General features: G+C 49.0%; 15 protein-coding genes. 6 read left to right on the top strand and 9 right to left on the bottom strand.

Annotation, left to right across the window (positions count from 1 at the left end):
- Positions 1 to 52 precede the first annotated feature (52 nt).
- The 3 genes from fsa to BAZ21_RS01935 all read left to right on the top strand — a co-directional run bounded on the left by fsa (position 53) and on the right by BAZ21_RS01935 (position 2589).
- Positions 53 to 700: a fructose-6-phosphate aldolase gene (gene fsa / locus BAZ21_RS01925; RefSeq protein WP_068496533.1), complete on the top strand. Its 648-nt coding sequence runs from the start codon at positions 53 to 55 to the stop codon at positions 698 to 700.
- Between the two features lie 232 nt (positions 701 to 932).
- On the top strand, positions 933 to 1388 hold the full coding sequence (locus tag BAZ21_RS01930) for a MarR family winged helix-turn-helix transcriptional regulator (RefSeq protein ID WP_068496535.1): 456 nt from the start codon (positions 933 to 935) through the stop codon (positions 1386 to 1388).
- A 1-nt stretch (position 1389) separates the two neighbouring features.
- Positions 1390 to 2589, top strand: coding sequence for an MFS transporter (locus BAZ21_RS01935; RefSeq protein WP_068496537.1), 1200 nt, complete (start codon positions 1390 to 1392; stop codon positions 2587 to 2589).
- A gap of 66 nt (positions 2590 to 2655) precedes the next feature.
- Here BAZ21_RS01935 and BAZ21_RS01940 read toward each other — a convergent pair whose 3' ends face one another.
- Together BAZ21_RS01940 and BAZ21_RS01945 are read right to left on the bottom strand one after the other, a co-directional pair.
- The gene (locus tag BAZ21_RS01940) at positions 2656 to 3966 is read right to left on the bottom strand and encodes an MFS transporter (RefSeq protein WP_068496539.1); all 1311 of its coding nucleotides are present in this window, start codon (positions 3964 to 3966) and stop codon (positions 2656 to 2658) included.
- Positions 3967 to 4056: 90 nt separating this feature from the next.
- On the bottom strand, positions 4057 to 5772 hold the full coding sequence (locus tag BAZ21_RS01945) for a methyl-accepting chemotaxis protein (RefSeq protein ID WP_068496541.1): 1716 nt from the start codon (positions 5770 to 5772) through the stop codon (positions 4057 to 4059).
- A 158-nt stretch (positions 5773 to 5930) separates the two neighbouring features.
- Between BAZ21_RS01945 and BAZ21_RS01950 the strand changes: the two genes are divergently transcribed.
- Positions 5931 to 6896: a serine hydrolase domain-containing protein gene (locus tag BAZ21_RS01950; RefSeq protein ID WP_068496544.1), complete on the top strand. Its 966-nt coding sequence runs from the start codon at positions 5931 to 5933 to the stop codon at positions 6894 to 6896.
- A 163-nt stretch (positions 6897 to 7059) separates the two neighbouring features.
- Here the strand turns inward: BAZ21_RS01950 and yicI are convergent, their stop codons facing one another.
- Positions 7060 to 9384 carry an alpha-xylosidase gene (gene yicI, locus BAZ21_RS01955; RefSeq protein ID WP_068496545.1) on the bottom strand — a complete coding sequence of 775 codons (2325 nt, stop codon included), beginning with the start codon at positions 9382 to 9384 and terminating at the stop codon, positions 7060 to 7062.
- A 206-nt stretch (positions 9385 to 9590) separates the two neighbouring features.
- On the opposite strand from yicI, the gene BAZ21_RS01960 reads away from it, so the two are divergent.
- Complete coding sequence (locus BAZ21_RS01960; RefSeq protein WP_068496547.1) at positions 9591 to 10538, top strand: AraC family transcriptional regulator; 948 nt, start codon at positions 9591 to 9593, stop codon at positions 10536 to 10538.
- Positions 10539 to 10981: 443 nt separating this feature from the next.
- Here BAZ21_RS01960 and BAZ21_RS01965 read toward each other — a convergent pair whose 3' ends face one another.
- From BAZ21_RS01965 to BAZ21_RS01975, 3 genes are all read right to left on the bottom strand, one after another.
- Complete coding sequence (locus tag BAZ21_RS01965; RefSeq protein WP_068496549.1) at positions 10982 to 12823, bottom strand: adenine deaminase; 1842 nt, start codon at positions 12821 to 12823, stop codon at positions 10982 to 10984.
- 122 nt (positions 12824 to 12945) lie between these two features.
- Positions 12946 to 15309, bottom strand: coding sequence for an RNA polymerase recycling motor HelD (gene helD, locus BAZ21_RS01970; RefSeq protein ID WP_068496551.1), 2364 nt, complete (start codon positions 15307 to 15309; stop codon positions 12946 to 12948).
- A 372-nt stretch (positions 15310 to 15681) separates the two neighbouring features.
- Positions 15682 to 16716, bottom strand: coding sequence for an FUSC family protein (locus tag BAZ21_RS01975; RefSeq protein WP_176718085.1), 1035 nt, complete (start codon positions 16714 to 16716; stop codon positions 15682 to 15684).
- A 276-nt stretch (positions 16717 to 16992) separates the two neighbouring features.
- Between BAZ21_RS01975 and BAZ21_RS01980 the strand changes: the two genes are divergently transcribed.
- Positions 16993 to 18162: a glycosyltransferase family 4 protein gene (locus BAZ21_RS01980; protein ID WP_068496555.1), complete on the top strand. Its 1170-nt coding sequence runs from the start codon at positions 16993 to 16995 to the stop codon at positions 18160 to 18162.
- 12 nt (positions 18163 to 18174) lie between these two features.
- Here BAZ21_RS01980 and BAZ21_RS01985 read toward each other — a convergent pair whose 3' ends face one another.
- The 3 genes from BAZ21_RS01985 to BAZ21_RS01995 all read right to left on the bottom strand — a co-directional run bounded on the left by BAZ21_RS01985 (position 18175) and on the right by BAZ21_RS01995 (position 19841).
- Positions 18175 to 18807, bottom strand: coding sequence for a DUF2238 domain-containing protein (locus tag BAZ21_RS01985; protein WP_068496557.1), 633 nt, complete (start codon positions 18805 to 18807; stop codon positions 18175 to 18177).
- Positions 18808 to 18833: 26 nt separating this feature from the next.
- The gene (locus BAZ21_RS01990; protein ID WP_068496559.1) at positions 18834 to 19037 is read right to left on the bottom strand and encodes a YwbE family protein; all 204 of its coding nucleotides are present in this window, start codon (positions 19035 to 19037) and stop codon (positions 18834 to 18836) included.
- Positions 19038 to 19100: 63 nt separating this feature from the next.
- Positions 19101 to 19841, bottom strand: coding sequence for a DUF1361 domain-containing protein (locus BAZ21_RS01995; RefSeq protein WP_068496561.1), 741 nt, complete (start codon positions 19839 to 19841; stop codon positions 19101 to 19103).
- Between the last annotated feature and the right edge of the window lie 150 nt (positions 19842 to 19991).

Below are 19991 nucleotides of genomic sequence, written 5' to 3' on the forward strand. Positions count from 1 at the left end.
ACATCGTGCTTGATATGTATTATGTATGATAAAACCCTGAGGAGGAAATCAAATGAAATTTTTCCTGGATACTGGTAACATTGAAGAAATCAAACGTATTGAACGTTTGGGTCTGGTTGATGGTGTAACAACGAACCCTTCGCTGATCGCCAAGGAAGGCCGAGTGTTCAAGGAAGTCATTCAGGAGATTTGCAGTATCGTCGAAGGCCCTGTAAGCGCTGAGGTTATTGGCCTGAAGGCTGAAGATATGCTCAAGGAAGCTTATGACATTGCGAAATGGGCACCTAACGTCGTTATCAAGCTGCCTATGACCGAAGACGGCTTGTACGCTTGTAACGAGCTGACCAAGAACGGAATCAAAACGAATGTAACACTGATTTTCTCCGCAGCTCAAGGTCTGATGGCTGCCAAAGCTGGCGCTACTTTTATCAGCCCATTCGTAGGCCGTCTGGACGATATTGCTGTTGACGGTATGAAGCTGATTCGTGATCTGAGACAAATTTTGGATTTCCATGATCTGAAATCCGAAATCATCGCAGCTTCGATCCGTAACATCAAGCATGTGGAAGATGCTGCTCTGGCTGGAGCGCATATCGCCACGATTCCAGGTTCCTTGCTTCCTTCCCTGTGGAAACACCCACTGACAGACAGCGGTATTGAACGCTTCCTGAAGGACTGGGAAACTGTACCTAAAGCTTAATTCGCCATTCATGGCAAACTATATTGCGTTACACGAACAGCCCGTATATTGCGGGCTGTTTTTTGCTCATTTCCCCTCCCTCTTCCTCAAGGCGGCTACAATGGCAACATTCATCACTTCCCTCCTTACACAAATTTTTTTGACAAAACAATTTGTTTTACATATAATTGTTTTAACAATTAATTGATTTCGGAATAATTTATTTAGGGAAAAAACAGAAAGGGGTAGCTTAATGCATAACTTGCCTCCCGATTGTTCCATTGGCATGCTGCTGGGGATTACTCATCGGAAAATGAGTCAACAGCTCACAAATCGCCTTAAACCTTATGATATTTCCCCAGAGCAATGGTCGGTTCTGTACCAAATCTATCAGGCCGAGGGTTTAAATCAGAAAGAAATTGCAGCCAAGGCCGTAAAGGATCAGCCTACTACGACTCGAATTATTGATTTGCTCGACAAGAAGGGCTGGGTGCGACGTGTGAATAGTCCCCAGGATCGCCGGGCTTATTTGCTTCATTTGACTGTGGCGGGACGCCAGTTGGTTGAGAAGACGCTTCCTTTGGAACGTGATGTGAACCTCGATTTTGTAAAGGGAATTTCTTCTGACGAGCTGCAGCAATTCCGCCAAACGCTTTTACAAATTCACGCCAACATAAGCGAATCAGAGAAACAAGGAGAGAACGATTAATATGCAACAAGGCAAGCAACCTCTTTGGACCAAGGAATTCATCGTTCTTACGGTTTCCAATCTATTTTTGTTTCTGGAATTACAGATGATCGTATCTTCCATTCCTTCCTATGTGAAAAATGCATTCCACGCCACCTCCATTCAGGTCAGTCTCGTTACGACATTGTTCGCATTAAGCGCAATAGCAGCAAGGCTTTTTTCTGCCCGCATGCTGGAAAAAGGACACCGCAGCACCCTGATTTTTGTCGGACTGCTGTTTGCTCTCGTAGCAACGCTGGGATACAGTGTTTCACCAACGATTGCGGTACTCCTGCTCATGCGTATGCTGTTTGGGATCGGCTTTGGCATGAGCAGCACCGCCTTTCCAACGATGGCCTCTAACGTGATCCCGCCCAAACGTCTTGGTGAAGGAATGGGATTTTTCAGTTTGTCCACCAGCTTATCCATGTCCATTGGACCGACTATAGGCATATCCATGCTTCAAAACGGCAGCTTTAACCTGCTTGTATTTACAACATCAGCCGTGATTGTTGTTATTTTTCCACTGGCTTACTGGCTGGTTCGTACATTGCCCAAGGGGCATATCGAACCGCCGATGGTTCCTTTGGAAGAGGGGCGAAAACCTGCATTTAATCGCAAATTATGGATTCCCGCCTTGCTGAATATGCTGATGTCGATCACATATGGCGGATTAATCAGCTTTATGGCGCTTTACGGGGATGAAGCTCATCTTTCGCACCCGGCTTACTTTTTCCTGTTCAATGCGCTATCCGTACTGATTGTCCGCCCCTTCTCAGGCCGTATTTATGATAAAAAAGGGGCAAAAGCACTGCTCATCCCCGGCTCCCTGTTTCTGATTGGCGGGCTGATCCTACTTTCCTACGCTCACAGTGACGCCTTCATGTATCTGTCTGCTCTTTGCTACGGTATCGGCTTCGGTGTTATACAACCGACCCTGCAAACCTGGATGATTCAAGTCGTATCTCCCAAGCAGAGGGGCATGGCAAACGGTATGTTTCTCAATTCCCTCGATTTCGGGGTCGCTACCGGAGCGCTGATCCTTGGCATTATCGCCAAAGCAAGCGACTATGCGTGGATGTACCGTCTTTCCTCTCTGTTTATTGTGCTGTTCCTGCTGATCTATGTCATGCAAATCATCGCAAGCCGCAGGTCTAAAACGCATGTACCTCTTGAGGGGTAATAAAAAAGCATCCGTTACCATGCTTTATGGTTTCGGCTGCTTTTTTATTTGGAAACATATGTGCTTTTATTTGGCAGGAGTTTTACGTCTTCGCTTGGAAGAAAGTGGCTTATTTGGCGTCACTCCTGTCAGCCCTTCGGTCGTTTTCACATGATTAACGGATGCGTCATCTGCCGTTTCATCCTGCTCCGGTTTGACCGCAAGCAGCATCAACAGAGCGGCCACCCCTCCCACTCCGGCCATTACGCCAAAAAGCAGAGCATGTCCGCTGCGACCCTGCAGTAAGGATACAACCGGCGGACCTAACGACACCCCAACAAAGCGCATGCTGCTGTACAAGGCAGTAATGGTTCCGCGCTCCTCTTTTTCAATCCCCTTTGTAATCAAGGCATCCAAACAAGGCAGTGCCAGCCCAATTCCCCCGCCCCCTAGTGTGAACAATCCGATCACCACATAGATATGTTCAAAAAAGCCGAGAATACCAAAGCTAATCGTCAATATCGCCAGACCGCTCAAGCCAATCCATTTCATGCGCTTTTTATGCTTGCCAATGATCTTGCCCCCCAAATAAGAGCACAGACAAAGGGAAATCAGCGGGATAGCCAGCACAAAGCCTTTCCAGACTCCATGAAGGTGGTAACGACTTTCCAGTATGTCGGACAAGTAGAATAAGACGCCAAAAATGACGAACATACAAATACCGCCCATGGCAAAAATGGCATAAAGCCAGCGTCCTTTTTCGGCAAGCACCTGCTTTACTTTTCCAGCAAATTCTCGAAACGTAATCGGTTGATTCTTGCGCATAGGCACATGGATCAGCCAAAGCACTAAAATAAGCGAAATCAGACAGAGGACTGGAATCACCGCCAGTGGCAAAAACCACAGAACTGCTCCCAATGCGGCACCGAGTATCGGACTTAACACTTTTCCAAATGTATTATAGGTCTCGACCACACCCAGGTTCTTGCTGGCCTCATTCTCGTCCTCATACAAATCACCCACAAGCGGAATGACGATTGGAAAAGCTCCTGCCGCTCCCGCGCCCTGAAGTAGACGACCTCCTATAATGGTCCAATACGCTGCCAGATCTTGAAGCAGCCATGCTCCCACCGCAGAAATTCCCCCTCCAATAACCGTCAGTATCAGACTGGGAACGATCACTGCTTTGCGTCCAAATCGGTCGGAGAGATAACCTGCAATCGGGATCAGCAAAATAGCCACAACTGCATATACTGTAATCAACATGCTTATGCGAAAAGAATTTACATGCAGCTTACGTCCAATTTCCGGCAATACAGGAATCAGCATTGAATTACCTAGCGTCATCATCAGCGGGATGGAACCTAATGCAAGCAGAATTCTTTTATTTTGTTGCATCCCGTTACCACCTTTGTACAAGTAATAACACAGCTGTACAGATTCTTGGAACAGGTATTATTGTGTTTACATAGGTGTGGATTTATGCGGCTATACCTTAAATCCTCCGACCCTTGCATTCAGAAGCTGCGACATATCCGCCAGCGTGTGAATAGATGATGCAATTTCCTCCATGGAAGCCATCTGCTCTTCAGCCGCTGCGCTGACGCTCTGCGTTCCCCCTGCAGTCTGCTCCGCAACCTCGCGAATCCGTTCTACGGCTTCCACCATCCGTTCTGATCCGCTGGACATCTGTTCCACAGACCGATTTACACTGTGAATCTGTTCGCTGACCTGGTGAATGGAACTTCCAATCTGACGAAATGCTGTTTCGGCGGATTGCATGACCTTTACACCGGACTGCACTTCAACCGTCCCGGCCTCCATACTGGATGACACATTTCCGACATGATCCTGAATATTTTGCACAAATTGTGTGATTTCCGCTGCCGAGACTGTTACCTGCTCAGCCAATGTTCTGACTTCTGAGGCTACCACAGCAAATCCTTTGCCCTGCTCTCCCGCTCTTGCCGCTTCAATAGATGCGTTAAGCGCGAGCATTCCTGTCTGCTTGGCAATTCCGGTAATGACGGAGCCGATCATTCCAATTTGTTCGGCCTGTTCACTAAGCAAACGTACTGCACGTGCAGAGCTGTCTACGCTCTCGCTTACTTTTTCCATCTGGCGCATGGCCTGACCTATCGATTGTTCCCCCGCTTTCGCATCTTTGGCAGCTGAATCAGACAGCTCATACACCTGTTGGCTCGTCACTGCAATATGCTCCAGTTCATGGGCCAGTTCCTTCACAGTATCTGTGGTTTGTGTAATATCATTGACCTGATGCTCCATACCAGTCGCAAGCTCTTCCATGACACCGGACGTATGACGATTAGCCTGGTTCATTTCCCCGGTACTTACGCTAACCCGCTCAGCGGTGACGGATAATGTACGAGCCGTATCCTGAGCATCCACTATAATATTGCGAAATCCCTCGATAAGCTTATTGTAAGAGCTGGCAATCATGCCAATCTCATCTTTGGACGTAATATCAAGTCGGCCGCGCAAATCTCCTCCACCTTTTGACATTTCCAACAACTGCTCATTCATATGGTGTAACGGACGAATAGAACGAATCAAAATGATGGATTGAGCAATACTATAAATGATAATAAGAAATCCTACGATGCTCGTAATCAAGGTTGTGTTCGTCATCGTTCGATGTGCCTGTTGCACTTTCGCCGTCACCATGTCCTCTTGAGCTTTGACGAAGGCTATCATCTTTACATCAAGCTGCTTGCGCAGAACCCGTTCATTTTCAAAATCGCCCAGCAAATCGGAAAATGGCGGGAACGTGTCTTTTGTACTCCGATATCCCGCTGTATTCATTAAGCTATGAACCTGGTTCATATAGCCATTAATCCCTGTCTTGAGATCAGCCATTTTTTTCTTCATATCCTCACTGCCTGTATCCAGCAAAGTTTCTGTCTCCTGCAGCAGCTTTACAATTTCACTCTGCTTGTTTTCAATCCCTCGCCCGTACTGCTCGTCCCGAGTCAGCAAATATCCCCGCTCATCATTGGATATTCCGTTCAACAAAAATTGAAGCGACTTTGAGTTATATGCAATCTTCTCCTCACGGTTCAAAATATGCTTGTACTCGTTCTCGCTATGTACGCTTAAAATGTAATTTGTCAGCAGCATGGCCGCAATCACACCTGGAATAAGCAGCGCGCTAAGAATCATCTTGGTCTTGATTGTTACATTCATAAATCTGTCCCCCAGTTATGTCTGATTAAAATGTCAACTTATTATATATCGTTTAATTCCGTGTTTTTTTGAAGTTTTCAGGCTTTTATTTGTCGGATTTAAATGATTAAAATGATATACTATGTATTTGTATGCCATAAGCCTCAAGGAGGACCTGCATGAAAAGTTTGGAGCTTACCTCGCTTATTCACGAGCTTCACGAGTTGGAAACCCGTAGTTGCCTGATTGAGCAACAGGGGAAGATGATATTGGAATACTATCGTGAGCCTGAAATCGCAAACGAACTCTATAAAATAAATTCCTGTACTAAAAGCGTGTTGTCGGCATTAATCTGTATTGCCATGGACCAACAGCTCGTACCGCAATCGGACACACCAATCCTCGAATTTTTCCCCAGTCTTGCTGCGGACATCGACCCTCAAAAGCGTGATATTACGATTGAGCATCTGCTAACGATGTCGGCAGGCTTTAGCTGGACGGAATTTGGCGGACAAAATTCTTTTCCGACCATGAGCAAAACGTCAGATTGGGTGCAATTTGTACTTTCGCAGCCATTATCAGATCTACCGGGTACACGAATGGAGTACAGTTCTGGCTGTTCCCAGCTTTTGGCCACCATACTGCGTCATGCTTCCGGACAAACGGTAGCTGAATTCGCCGAGCAGCAATTATTCCAACCACTCGGTATCGAAAGCTATTATTGGGAAACCGACCCTCAAGGCACTCATACTGGAGGCTTCGGGCTACGTCTCAAGCCGATGGACATGCTCAAATTCGGACGGCTTTATCTGAACGAAGGAGGCTGGGATGGACGCCAGCTCATCCAAACGGAAACGGCCCGTTACTCCACCCGTCCGTTCCTTCCGGCCGCCAAACCACAAAAAGCATTCTACGGCTGGCACTGGTGGACTTCTTCCTTTTTGGACGATACAGGTTTAGACAAAAAAGCAAAAAATACTGAAACAGCGTATTATTACGCACTCGGCTTTGGTGGTCAATATATTGTTGTCGTCCCATCATATGACATGGTAGTTGTCGTTACCGCTGATAAATTCAAAAAGAAACGGACCCCTGTGGATATTTTCCGGCAGTATATTGTACCGCTGCTGCTCCAGCAAGCATAGACGGCAACGGCAATTCAAAGTCAAAGTTGAAAATCCCCTTATAGACAACCCAGGAGCAAAAAAGGGCCTGCCCGTATAATCAGGCAAACCCTTTTTTGCGATCCAATCGCTATACTATGCAAGTTATACTATGCAATTTTTACCCGCAAACGAGCGCCTTTACCTAGCCCAAGTGAATGATAAGCTCCTGCTGTCCGCTGGAGGCGGGTGTAATGATTAACCCTTGGTCCCCCGGACGGCTGGTGCCATCTTCCACTTGAACAGCCCCATGGATTCCGCGCAGAACTAATGACCAAGGCTTAACGGCACCCTCTGCCTTCACCGTAATGGTCGAATCCTTGCGGCTGGCAGTGACCGTCAGCTCTTCTTGACCTGACGTATTCACGATAACAGTCCGAGCCTGCTGGCCTTCACCGAGCTCAAACAAATGGAGTGCCACTTGCTCCGCGTAATCATAATCCGGACGGCTGTCTTCATGACCGATCGCGAGCAGCGTATTCGGCTTCACAAGTACAGGCAGGGTTGTAAAATCGTGATGCTCGTTGACCCAGCGTCCACCCGTTACGCTTTCATTCGTCAATAAGTTGGTCCACTGACCCTCTGGTGCGTAATACTGTACGTCTCCTTGTTTATTAAAGATCGGGGCCACCAGGATGGAATCTCCCAGCATATATTGCAGATCCAGTGTTGCACAGGTTGGGTCCTGCGGGAACTCCAGTACCATAGCCCGCATCATCGGCAGTCCCTTCACCGAAGATTCCACAGCCGACGAGTACAGGTACGGCATCAGCGAGCATTTGAGTTTGGTAAAGCTGCGCACCACATCCACCGATTCTTCATCAAACAGCCAAGGCACACGGTACGACTCATTCCCGTGCAGACGGCTGTGGGAGGACAACAGTCCAAACTGTACCCACCGTTTGTACACGTCTGGCGCAGCCGTTAGCTCAAAGCCGCTAATGTCATGGCTCCAGAAGCCAAAGCCGCTCAAGCCAAGCGATAAGCCGCCCCGCAATGATTCTGCCATCGACTCATACGTCGACGAGCAGTCGCCGCCCCAGTGAACCGGAAACTGTTGTCCCCCGGCTGTAGCAGAACGCGCAAATAACGCTGCTTCATTTTTGCCCAGCTTTTCCTCCAGTACATCAAAAACAGCCTTGTTGTACAAATGTGTATAGTAGTTATGCATTTTCATCGGATCGGAGCCGTCATGATAAACCCCATGCGTAGGAATACGCTCACCAAAGTCGGTTTTGAAGCAATCCACGCCCTGATCCAGCAGCACCTTCAGCTTATCCTGATACCAAGCTACGGCAGCCGGATTCGTGAAGTCAACCAGCGCCATTCCTGCCTGCCACATATCCCATTGCCAGACGCTGCCATCGGCGGTTTTGACCAGATAGCCGTTCTCCATGCCTTCATCGAACAAAATAGATTTTTCCGCAATATACGGGTTGATCCATGCGCAAATTTTGAGGCCCTTGGCTTTCAATCGTTGCAGCATGCCTTCCGGGTCTGGGAACATATCTTGATCCCACTGGAAATCGCACCATTGGTATTCCTTCATCCAGAAGCAGTCAAAATGGAAGACCGAAAGTGGCAAATCCCGCTCAGCCATTCCGTCTACAAAATGATTCACTGTCGCTTCATCATAATCTGTCGTGAATGAAGTCGTCAGCCACAAACCAAAGGTCCAGGCAGGCGGCAAAGCAGGTTTCCCCGTCAGCTTGGTGTAATTATCCAGCACCTCTTTAGGATTGGCTCCGCCAATAATAAAATACTCCAACGATTCGCCGGAGACGCTAAACTGTACCTTCGAGACATTTTCCGATGCTATCTCATAGGATACCTTTTCAGGATGATTCACAAATACACCGTACCCTTTGTTAGACAGATAAAATGGAATATTTTTATACGCCTGCTCACTGCTCGTGCCGCCGTCTTCATTCCATATATCGACCACTTGTCCGTTTTTCACAAACGGAGTGAACCGCTCCCCAAGGCCATATATATACTCCCCGATACCCAACTCCAGCTGCTCCCGGAAAAAAGGCTGCTCCTGCGGGTCTGTAATATAGCCAGGTCCTCGATGTCCACTGCCTGTGATTTTGCGATCCCCCACATAAAAGCCTACGTCCCAGCTCTTTCCACGCCCGACCCGCACGCTCAAGTCGCCGCTTTTCAGCACTGCTTCGTTCTCATCGACCGCAATGTCCACTTCTGTCGGCAAGGTGTGAATCTCAAAATCCGGTCCTAGATGCACCCGTCCCTTATGGTGGTTCAGACGCACCCGAATAACATTCGGCATAGGCGAGCTATAGGTCACTTTCAGCAACGCCCCATTCAGTGTATCTCCTTTATGCTCGATCCGGTGGGTCGCCGCGTATACCGTCATGGAAGCATCATCCGTCACAATATCACGGATTTCAGCAGGATTTTGTATTTCATAGCCCTTGCGAACCAACCAATAGCCATCTGTAAATTTCATCTGTTTGTTCCTCCGTTCCCATCTTTAAAATTGTTGACTTCCAATCGCCTGTTGGATTTTTTCAAAATCCTTACTATAATAATATTGATTTATGTAAGGGTTTACTTCTTTTATTTTGACGTATTGTATCAATATTTTGATATTTGAGGTTTTTACAAAAATTAGAATTTCGTTATAAATCATTGAACAGCATAGGAGGGATTGAATTGAAAAGGGAAATGCTGCGGGAAAACCGCATTCACGGCAATCCCATGTATCCAGTCAGCGTGTATCCGAGCGTAGAGCAGTTAAACGGAAACAGTGTGCTGGAGTCCCATTGGCATGAGGAAATGGAGTTTATTGTCGTGGAACAGGGCAGCGCCGTATTTCAGACGGATATGATTTATACGGAGGTTTGTGAAGGCGAGGCTCTTTTTGTCAATAGCGGCGAGCTTCATGCCGGATATTTGAAGAAAAGTCCCCGCTGCGTGTTCTCTGCTGTGGTGTTTCACCCAGACTTGCTGCACAGCCGTACACAGGATACGGTGCAGACGCAATTCATTGATCCATTGATCAGCAAAAAGCTTGTCCCTCCCGCCCACATTCGCGGAGTGAAGCCTTGGGAGCAGGAGGTGCTGACTGCGTTGCGGCGCATCATCACCAGCCATGAACAGAATACACCTGCCCGTGAGCTGACGACCAAAGCACAGCTGTACAGCATGATCGCCAGCCTATATCCACATATGAGACCCGCCAACGGAGAGGACGTCATCATGGCAGGTCAGCGCAGCAAGGTTGAACGGATCAAAAAAGCGCTGGCGTACATCAACACTCATGCCCATGAACCCATTCGTTTACGGGAAATTGCCGATGAGATCGGGATGAGCGAGGGACATTTTTGCCGTTTCTTTAAAAAGATGGTGCAGAAAAGCCCGGTTGAATATATCAATTATCATCGGGTTCAAAAGGCTTGCAGGCTGCTGGAGCAAAGTGACCGCAAGGTGGTCGATATTGCACTCGACGTGGGCTTTGACAACCTGAGCTATTTTATTGCGACCTTTAAAAAATGGAACGGTCTGACTCCTTCGCAATACCGCAAGCAGCACGAAACAGATCAGACATTTACAGTAGCTCCCTATGTAACAGACATGAATGAAGCCAGCGCAAAAAGGTAAAAGGTGAACTTAAAAGTCACCTAGCGTGCCACTCCGCAGGCAGATGGTGCTTCCCATCGCCACCGCCCCCGGATTTCTTGAATTAAACATATTATCAGGGAAGAAATCCGGGGAAGTGATGCTTCCGAAGCGAGCTTTCCTACGGAAAGCTTTGAAAGCGACCGCTTCGCTTGTACAGCACCATTCCGCCTACTTCGTTTTTGTGTTCATTTATCAATTGTAAAGGTCGATGCTTCACACTTGACTATAGCCCCGTAAGAGGTTACGTAATCATCCTCTAGCGAAAAACCAACATTATACGCTCTGCCGTCGCCCAATGTATAGAACAAACGGAATAGCCCCTCCCTCAAAATACGTATACAGATCAAGGCTGATACAGAAACAGGGGCTATCCCTCAGGTCTTAACAGACCTTGTTGGGACAACCCCCGCAAGCGTATATGATCAGGCTTCCGCTGCATCCTCTTCCACGAAAAGCGATACCTTACGGATACCATCCGCTCCAATCACGACAAGCCCCTGATCCGACAAGCGGATTTCAGGGATGACGACCAGCGCGAGCAGTGACAGTGTCATCAGCGCGTTGTTCAGCATGCAGCCGGATTGCTGAAGTGCCCGGCTAATGCTCTCGGACTGCGCAGCCACCTCAGCAAACGGGGCCGGGGACATCAGCCCCGCGATAGGCAGCGGGAAGCGCGTCTCGCCTGAGGCCGATACGACCACCACGCCACCACGCATGGCAACAGCCTGCTTTGCCGCCTGAGTCATAAGCTCGTCATCGTTGCCAATGACGAGCAGGTTGTGGCTGTCATGCGCCACGGTCATGGCTATCGCGGCCGGCTCGGTGAAGCCGACGCCGGTCACAAGTGCCACCGCGTGGCTGCCACTGGCATGATGCCGCTCGAAAACGGCTATTTTGCACAAATCCTGCGCGGGATCTGCCGTGACTTCGCCTCCGCGGACCGGAACGGTCATCCGTACTTCCTTCGTGTCCACGTGATTTTCCGTGACACGAATCACCCGGACAGGTACATTCCCCTCCTGTACTGGAGCCGCAATGCGGAAATCTACAGTACTCAGTTCGTGTCCCAGATTGATCGTGTCCATCACTTCTGCAGGATACACGAAGCTCTCCCAGTCAGCGACCATTTGGCCGTACTCGGCTACCAGTTGGCCTGCTGCAATGGTGGCCGTCACGTTCACCTCGGCCAGTCGGCCATCCAGCAAAATAATGTCGGCAATCGCCCCCGGAATGATCGAGCCGATGTCCCGGGCTACGCCGAAGCGTTCTGCCGTATTCAGCGTCGCCATTTGAAATGCGGTCACGGGCTTAACGCCCTGCGCAATGGCGTGACGCACGACAAAATCCATCTGCCCCTCATGGAGCAAGGATTCCGCGCTGCGATCATCCGTCACCAGCATCATGCGGCGCGTATCGAGGCCCATTTCCGTGCTGGCGCGAATCGTCTCGGCCACATCATGCCATGCGGAGCCCTGCCGCATTTTGGCATACATGCCGAGCCGGATACGCTCGGCTACATCCTCGGGCGTAACACATTCGTGATCGCCCGTAATTCCCGCGGCTGCATAAACCGGCAGCCGCCAATCATCGGAGGCCCATGTAAAATGGCCGTCCGCTACCTTGCCCGCGCGCAGCGTGGCCTGAATTTCCCCGATCATCACATCGTCTCCATAGACGACGCCAGGGAAATTCATGACTTCGCCGAGCCCGATCATATCCGGGCCCCAGCTTAACGCCTCTGCGACTTCCGCCGGGCCGAAGGAGGCACCTGTCGTTTCCAGCTCCGGCCCAGTGGATGGCACGCAGGAAGCCACCTGCATGTAAGCAGCCAGCGGTGTCGTACGCGCTTCGTCCAGCATCAGACGAAGCCCTTTTAGACCCAGTACATTGGAAATTTCATGTGGGTCAAAAAAGCCGCCCGTCACACCCAGCGGCAGTACAGCCTTCGCGAATTCGGTTACCGTGAGCTGCGTGCTTTCGATGTGACAATGTCCGTCCAGCAATCCGGGTGCCATATAGCGGCCTTCCGCTTCAATGATTACGGTGTCCTCGCCGATCGTATGACTGACGTCCCGACCGACGTATGCAATACGAGAACCTTGCACAGCAATAGACATGCCTGGCAGCAACTCGCCCGATACCACATTCACCAGCGTTCCTCCGCGGATAACCAGCGATGCCTTGCGTTCTCCTCTAGCTGTAGCCACCAGCTCGGGTACACAGTCCGCCAGCGGCGGGCGTTGAAATATACTCTTCATGTCCATTACGTTTGTAACCTCCGTTTTTACTTCTTGCCTGTTTTGCTTATTTGCTTATGTTACTGGAATACACACAATTATGCCAGTCGGCCCTGATGAATCCAAGCATCGCATGGTATTTTACAGGCTCACTTCTCTTCTTTCAATGTGTACATATACGTATTCGATGCCTGCGAACTTACAAAGGGGGTAATCTCGCCCAGTGTATAAACATGCAGCAAATGCATCGCTCGTGTACAGGCGGTGTAGAACAGCTTGCGTTCACTTTCACGTCGATATTGCTCAGCCGATCCGTCATAGATCAGGACCGCATCAAACTCCACGCCCTTTGCCAGGTAGGCCGGAATGATATGAATCCCTTTTTCAAAGGCAGGGGTTGTTTTCTTGATTAATTTTGGCTTCACTGGCAATAGTCCTTCCAGCGCTTCGTGGGCTGCTGCGCTTTCACCGGCATTTTTACAGATGACTGCGATGGATTCATAGCCTTCCGCCAACAATTCCGTGATATTCCCGGCAATCCGTTGATGCAATTGTTCACGCGAACGCACCTCGGTTACACGAGGCTTCTCCCCCTTGCGGTTGAACGGTATGATATGCTCGCCCCCAGCTACCATTCCCCGAGTAAACTCCACAATTTCCTGTGTAGAGCGATAGCTGCGTGTCAGCGAAATCATCTCGGTTTGTTCTGCTCCATACAGGTCATACAAAGGCTCAGCATCCTGAAGCACTGAGGCATGAGCATAGATCGCCTGATTAAAATCGCCCAATGCCGTCATTTTCGCCTGTGGAAACAAGCGCTTGAAAAAGGCCAGCTGGAAGGGGGAATAGTCCTGTGCCTCATCAATAAACACGTGACGGATGTTGCTATTGGAACGGAAGCCCAGCATCAGCTCGCGCAGGTATAAAAAGGGCGTCACATCCTCATACGCCAGTTCCCCGGCCTGAATACGCTCCAGCGTTTGCCGACTAATTTCACTCCAGCTGCCAGGCAGCTCTGCATGATCCGCCAGTTGACCGAGCAGCGTCTCATTCAGGAACAGCTCACCGTATAAACGGGTAGTGTCCACAAAGCGAAGCGCCTTGATCCATTTGCGCAAGGGCTTCAAGCGGTCACTAACCACTATACGCGCCAATATTTCCCGCTCACGTGTAAAATCGTCGAACGTATCGCCCTTGTTCTTCGATTTGCGACGCATACGATTATATGCACGCTGATAATCCTCCGGCTCCATCAAATCCATCTGCTGATCCACCCATGGGGCGGAGCATTCCTCCTTACCGAAGCGGGCCAGCTCCTTGAGCATCCATTCCCTTAGCAGCTCCAGTCGGTTCGCCAGCCGTACAGCAGGGTCAAACTCATAAAACTTGCGGGCCATTTGCTCTACAGAAATCACCTCGCGCCCCTGGAAGCGTACGGGTTTAAAATGCATTCCTTCCTGTTCCAAATATGCCTTGTATCCCGTGATCACACGTAAAAACGTCTTGGACGACTTAAAGCGAATACCTTCCATTCTCGCTTCGTACCCAGGCTGTGACGATGCTGAAAGCACATATTCCAGCTGCACAAAAGGATCTTCCAGCTGAAACTCCCGACCCAGGCGCCGCTCCAAGTATTCTTGAAAAGTAGCCTGGAGCATATTTTCCTCACCCAGTTCAGGCAATACCGTCGAAACATAGCTGTTAAACATCGGGTTAGGCGAAAATAGCACGACCTGATCCGCTCGCAAGCGATCACGATACTTATACAGCAAATACGCTACTCTCTGAAGCGCAGCGGATGTTTTACCGCTTCCTGCTGCTCCCTGTACAATGAGCATTCGGCTTCGATCATTACGGATGATGCGATTCTGCTCTTTTTGGATGGTAGCAACAATACTCTTCATTTGGGCATCCGAGCTACGGCTCAATACCGCCTGAAGAAGTTCGTCTCCAATCGTTACTCCTGTATCGAACATAAAACGAATCTGTCCATCATGGATCGAAAATTGGCGCTTGAGCGTCAGTTCTCCTTCCATCTCGCCTGCCGGAGTCTTATAAGAAGCGGGACCCGGCATATGATCGTAATAGAGATTGGAAATAGGCGCACGCCAGTCATAGATCAGAAATTCCTCGTCCTGATTATCCAACAGGGAGGCGATCCCGAGATAAATACGTTCCGCCGCCTGACCTTGCTCAGCAAAATCAATACGTGCAAAATAGGGGGATTCGAGCAGCTTTTTTAACTGGCCTAACGCCTCGGTGGAATGCTTGTGTCTGCGCTCCCGTTCGGACAAAATCTCAGACTGCTGACGCAAGCTGGTGGACGTCTCGCCCACATCATCCGCCTCACTAAAATTGATCGTTACCTCATCCCAAAAATCCTTCCGCATATCTACGACATCTCCGCGCACAGAGCCAACCTCGGTCTCCAGCTTCCGAATACGTCCGCTGATGACTGCGGTCACATCTTCTACTCTTCGTTGCTCCTCATTCCATTGCTGCTCAGTAGCCAATTGGATTCACTCCTGTTCCGTTTCCTCCTGCTCCACGCAGGGCTCCCTTGCGTCAAACTATGCACTATTATGGACCCGGGCATACATTCGTCATCCCCCTGATCCGAGAAAATTGACTAACTCTTTTAAGTATGCTATACTGTCATAAGAAGTGTAGTATGCAATTTAGAATCATGTTTTCATCCTAAAACATAGTATCCTCTATTGTAGCAAGTTCAGTCCCTGTTCGCAACCAGCGGGCTTTTTTTGTATTCTTTTTATGCGCTGCGCTTCGATAAGCCGTGTAGCCTTTTCTTCAATATCTGAATTTATTACATAAAAAAGCGACCGTTCATCTGATTGATGCATACGGTCGCTTTTGCTTTGGGTTCATCACGATCTGCTCTCTTCCACAGGATGAATATGATCGGCCAGTCTGCTTAACCGCTCCAGCTGGTGACCATAGTCGTACATGGCCGCAGCCACAATGGAGAGACGCAGCATGCCCTCCTGGCAATGGTCAAAACGTGTAATCGCATGCTTCATAAATTCACTGTTCGCCTGCTGGAACATCTCACTCTCGTCCTCGTTCGGTTTGAGCTTGTTTTCAAATTTCAGCAGCGCATGCTCATGAAACCGAATTAGCTGCTCCAGGTGACCATCAAAAAACGCATCCGTTCCCTCTGGTCGTAAAGACTGAAAGTAGTGCCTTTCCACCGCATCCAGTACCTCGTACCCTTTGTGCAAGCTTTCGAGCATTTGCTTGTATACTACCATCTGTCTCGTCTGACTGAACCGGGAGCGCTTGAGCTTCTTCTGCTCTTCCTCGAACAAATGATATTTATCCGACAGCGTTTTAATAGCCCCCTCCAGATTCCCTTTTTCCTCTCTAAAGACAGACTCCTTAATTTCATCGGAAATGGCGGTACGCAGCAGCAAGGACATGGTGTTAAATACACTTTGAATCTGATTGATAAACTGTCTTTTTGGTTTTGGAGGAAACACAGTAATATTAATAACAAAAGCAGAAACAATCCCGATTAAAGTAAGCACAAAACGGGTCACGGCAAATTTCCAGTCGTCCGAGGCTTCCATGACAGAAACAACGGTAACCAGTGTTAGTCCTACCGTATCAGCCATATTTAATTTCAGACATATCATAAGTACCAGTACACATACCAACCCGACCGCAATTGGCTCATTCGAAAATACCATTCCGCCCAGCAAAGCCATGATTGCACCTAGTGTGCTTGTTTGGAGTTGATCCAGAAAATAACGCCACGACCTGTATATCGACGGTTGCATGGCAAAAATAGCGGCTATCGCTGCCCCCACAGGCGAATGGGTGTTCAAAAGCATGCTCAGAAAAAGGGCAAGCGTCACCGCAATTCCCGTTTTTAACACCCGTGCTCCAAAAGCCAAAGCCATCCCTCCTGCTTACCCTTCAAATTTATTCATACCGAATTACTATAATGAAATTTCAAAATAAAGTCTATGCCTTATTATTACCCAAAACAATCGGCGACAAGGAATATTTATGAAATGTATGGAATGTTCCGAGAAAAACGCCCGTCCGCGGGCCAGCTTTTACAAAACCCGGCAAGCCCGTAAACAAAATCATGACATAATTAAAACCGGAGCTTCCAAGCGGACTCCCCTGAAACGTCATAGGATAAATGAGAATGGCGGAGGAGGAATAAAGGCATGCTTCGAGTCGCATTATTTACCGATACGTATGCGCCTGACGTCAATGGCGCTGCCCTGACACTGGAACGATGGATTGACTATCTGGAGACACATGGGGTATCTACACTCGTCTTCGCACCGGAGGCAGACGGTCATCTGCCCTCGGGGCCGGGTGTGGAGCGGCTACGGAGCATTCCCTTTTTGCTGTACCGGGAATGCAGACTTGCGATCCCCAACGCCAAACAGATCAATGAGCGTTTGTCAGCCTTTTCACCACATCTGATTCATGTCGCTACTCCATTTAACCTTGGCCTTTACGGAACTAGCTACGCGGCCAAACATCATATTCCACTTGTCGCCTCATACCATACCCACTTTGATAAATACCTCGAATATTACAAGCTTCGCTGGCTTGAACCTGCCTTATGGAAATACATGCTTTGGTTTCACAGACATTGCGAAAGAGTGTATGTTCCTTCTCGGTCTACCATGGAGTTGTTGCGTAATAAGGGAATGAGTCAACTCGAAATCTGGGGCAGAGGAATTGATACCGATCACTTCCAGCCAAAGGTGGATCGTCATGCGGTATGGGACAAATGGGGCGTTCGTGCAGATGCATTTGTTATTTTGTATGTCGGCAGGCTTGCACCGGAAAAGGGAATAGACACGCTACTGGATACCTATCTCCAGTTGTCCGACGATGTCCGTGCCGCCTCGGTGTTGGTCATTGCAGGAGATGGTCCATTACACAAGACAAAGACGGCCGCAGACATGGGGCTGGCAGAGCATGCAGTCCACTGGCTTGGCTTTGTAAAGGGGCAGGAACTGGCGGAATTATACGCCGCTGCCGACGTATTTCTCTTCCCCTCCACCACCGAAACCTTTGGCAACGTCGTACTGGAGGCCATGGCAAGCGGTACTCCCGTGGTCGGTGCCGATGAAGGCGGAGTAAAAGATAATTTAATTCACGGAAAAACAGGTCTATTGTGTCCTGCCGGGGATGTTGCTGCCTTCGCTGAAGCTGTACGCCTGCTGTACGAGGATGCCCCGCTTCGCCGCTCTATGTCCATAGTAGGCAGAGCCTACAGCCTGGAGCAGACGTGGGACCGCATTTTTGAGCGGCTGCTGGACAGCTACATGGATGCAGCCACTCTTCATCTCAGCAGCCAGCCCATAACACGAATATAGCCCAGAACCCTACTAATGCTTTAGCTGTTTGAGATGCTTGTTATGTACCCCACTTAACAAAATTACAGCTGTCAGGGCACCGATCAACGCGAGCAGCATATCCCATTGGGTATCCCATACATCTCCCTGTGTCCCCAAAAAAGCTTCTGCTGCCGTTCCGGTTGCCTTGGCTACCGCAAACTCAATCAGCTCGTACGCCGCACTGATCGCAAGACACACACTAACGATGAGGAAAGTGAGCCAGCCTCCGCTTCCCAAGGTCGTTTTACGCAGCAGCACTTCCCTTACAATGAGCGCAGGCACAAAGCCTTGCGTAAAATGACCAAGCCGATCATAATAGTTGCGCTCCAGCCCGAAAATGTCCCGAATCCAGTTGAACAGCGGCATTTCGGCATAGGTATAGTGTCCGCCGACAATCAGGATCAATGCATGCAGCCAGATCAGGGTGTACACCAGGTTTGTAAACCGGAATTGGCGGTAAATAGCCACCAACAGCACAGCTCCCACAACCGCCGGGAGAACTTCCAGTATCCATGTAAAATAATCCGCTGGACGAATCAAGGACCACATGAGAGCAAGCCCCAGCAATACAAGCAAAATAAGCGGGTAACGATCATTTTTGGAGCTTACCGTTGTCTGATTTATACATCATCCCTCCTTTGCCTGTAGCTCTAGCCATCATTCGTTACAATATGTTTGACCCGCCCAACCTGCCCATCTGTCAAACGCACTTTGATTCCATGCGGATGACGCGGGGAATTGGTCAGGATATCCTTCACCGTTCCTCGCGTCAGCTTACCGGTGGGCTGATCTTTTTTAAGCACAATATCCACTTCAAGACCAGCACGGATATCGGATCGGTTTTGTCCGTTCATCGTAGCTGTTCCTCCTTTGCTTTACATTTTAAGATATCTATACAACATGCAGGCGCATCCAAATTACCAGCTGCGCCATTCGTCCCGGCGGCCGTTACCCATCCAGATGATACACATCGTGGACATATAGCTGACCAGCAAAATAACGAATACCAGCCCACTAAACTCTATAAAGTGAGTGCGCTGCAGGGAGTCCGCCCATATAGAAGACACCTGTTCATACAGTTGGGAAGGTGCAGAAACAATATCCCACGTATTTCCGCGAAAGAAACGGCCAATGTATATACCCAGGCTGCTCAACAACAGGACTATCAGCACAAACAGCCAGCTTACAAGCCCGCCACGTGCACGTTGTACCAGCTGTCGTATGGATTCGAGCGATACAAAGCCCATCGTCAGGCCAAGGACAGCTACCAGCAGCATCCCCAGTACATGATTCCAGAAATATGGATTTCCCCAGAAGCGTGGCTCCTCAAGAAACGGATAATTGGCGAATACATGCAGCAAATCTGTAATTAAATAGGGTGTATTGGGATAAAACACGAGCCAGGCTACCCCTGTCACCCATAGTAAAAACGTCCTCATCCCCCTTCTCCAGGAACAATGAATGACATCCAGCAGCAATGTCAGAATCATGGGAATCCAGGCTAGCATCATATTCCACCATATAAAAAAATAAGGGCGTCCCCCTGAGGGCAACTGCACATTAATGATCCATAAAGTGCTGATCACTGAGCATACGGCCAATACCATAAAAACATACCCTTTTACAGGATAATTTAACGATCTTAAACGGACATACATGTGTGTCTTTTTCCTCCTTTGCAACCGTCCAGCCTTCCTGACGTTCCAATTTACACCTGTTCTGGACAGTGTACACCACAATGGCTTCAAGCTCAATGGAAGCGCTCATCTCTGTGTAAATAAAGACACGCACAAAAAAACATCTTTTCT

The sequence above is a fragment of the Paenibacillus kribbensis genome, assembly GCF_001705305.1.
In the GTDB taxonomy this organism is placed as follows: Bacteria; Bacillota; Bacilli; order Paenibacillales; family Paenibacillaceae; genus Paenibacillus; species Paenibacillus kribbensis_B.

What these genes read in the sequence shown, in the direction of transcription:
- BAZ21_RS01935 (WP_068496537.1), top strand. Translation starts at nt 1,390, where the DNA reads ATGCAACAAGGCAAGCAACCTCTTTGGACCAAGGAATTCATCGTTCTT.
- BAZ21_RS01995 (WP_068496561.1), bottom strand. Translation starts at nt 19,841, where the DNA reads ATGTATGTCCGTTTAAGATCGTTAAATTATCCTGTAAAAGGGTATGTT.
- yicI (WP_068496545.1), bottom strand. Translation starts at nt 9,384, where the DNA reads ATGAAATTTACAGATGGCTATTGGTTGGTTCGCAAGGGCTATGAAATA.
- BAZ21_RS01980 (WP_068496555.1), top strand. Translation starts at nt 16,993, where the DNA reads ATGCTTCGAGTCGCATTATTTACCGATACGTATGCGCCTGACGTCAAT.
- BAZ21_RS01930 (WP_068496535.1), top strand. Translation starts at nt 933, where the DNA reads ATGCATAACTTGCCTCCCGATTGTTCCATTGGCATGCTGCTGGGGATT.
- BAZ21_RS01950 (WP_068496544.1), top strand. Translation starts at nt 5,931, where the DNA reads ATGAAAAGTTTGGAGCTTACCTCGCTTATTCACGAGCTTCACGAGTTG.
- BAZ21_RS01965 (WP_068496549.1), bottom strand. Translation starts at nt 12,823, where the DNA reads ATGGACATGAAGAGTATATTTCAACGCCCGCCGCTGGCGGACTGTGTA.
- BAZ21_RS01940 (WP_068496539.1), bottom strand. Translation starts at nt 3,966, where the DNA reads ATGCAACAAAATAAAAGAATTCTGCTTGCATTAGGTTCCATCCCGCTG.
- BAZ21_RS01990 (WP_068496559.1), bottom strand. Translation starts at nt 19,037, where the DNA reads ATGAACGGACAAAACCGATCCGATATCCGTGCTGGTCTTGAAGTGGAT.
- BAZ21_RS01975 (WP_176718085.1), bottom strand. Translation starts at nt 16,716, where the DNA reads ATGGCTTTGGCTTTTGGAGCACGGGTGTTAAAAACGGGAATTGCGGTG.
- fsa (WP_068496533.1), top strand. Translation starts at nt 53, where the DNA reads ATGAAATTTTTCCTGGATACTGGTAACATTGAAGAAATCAAACGTATT.
- BAZ21_RS01945 (WP_068496541.1), bottom strand. Translation starts at nt 5,772, where the DNA reads ATGAATGTAACAATCAAGACCAAGATGATTCTTAGCGCGCTGCTTATT.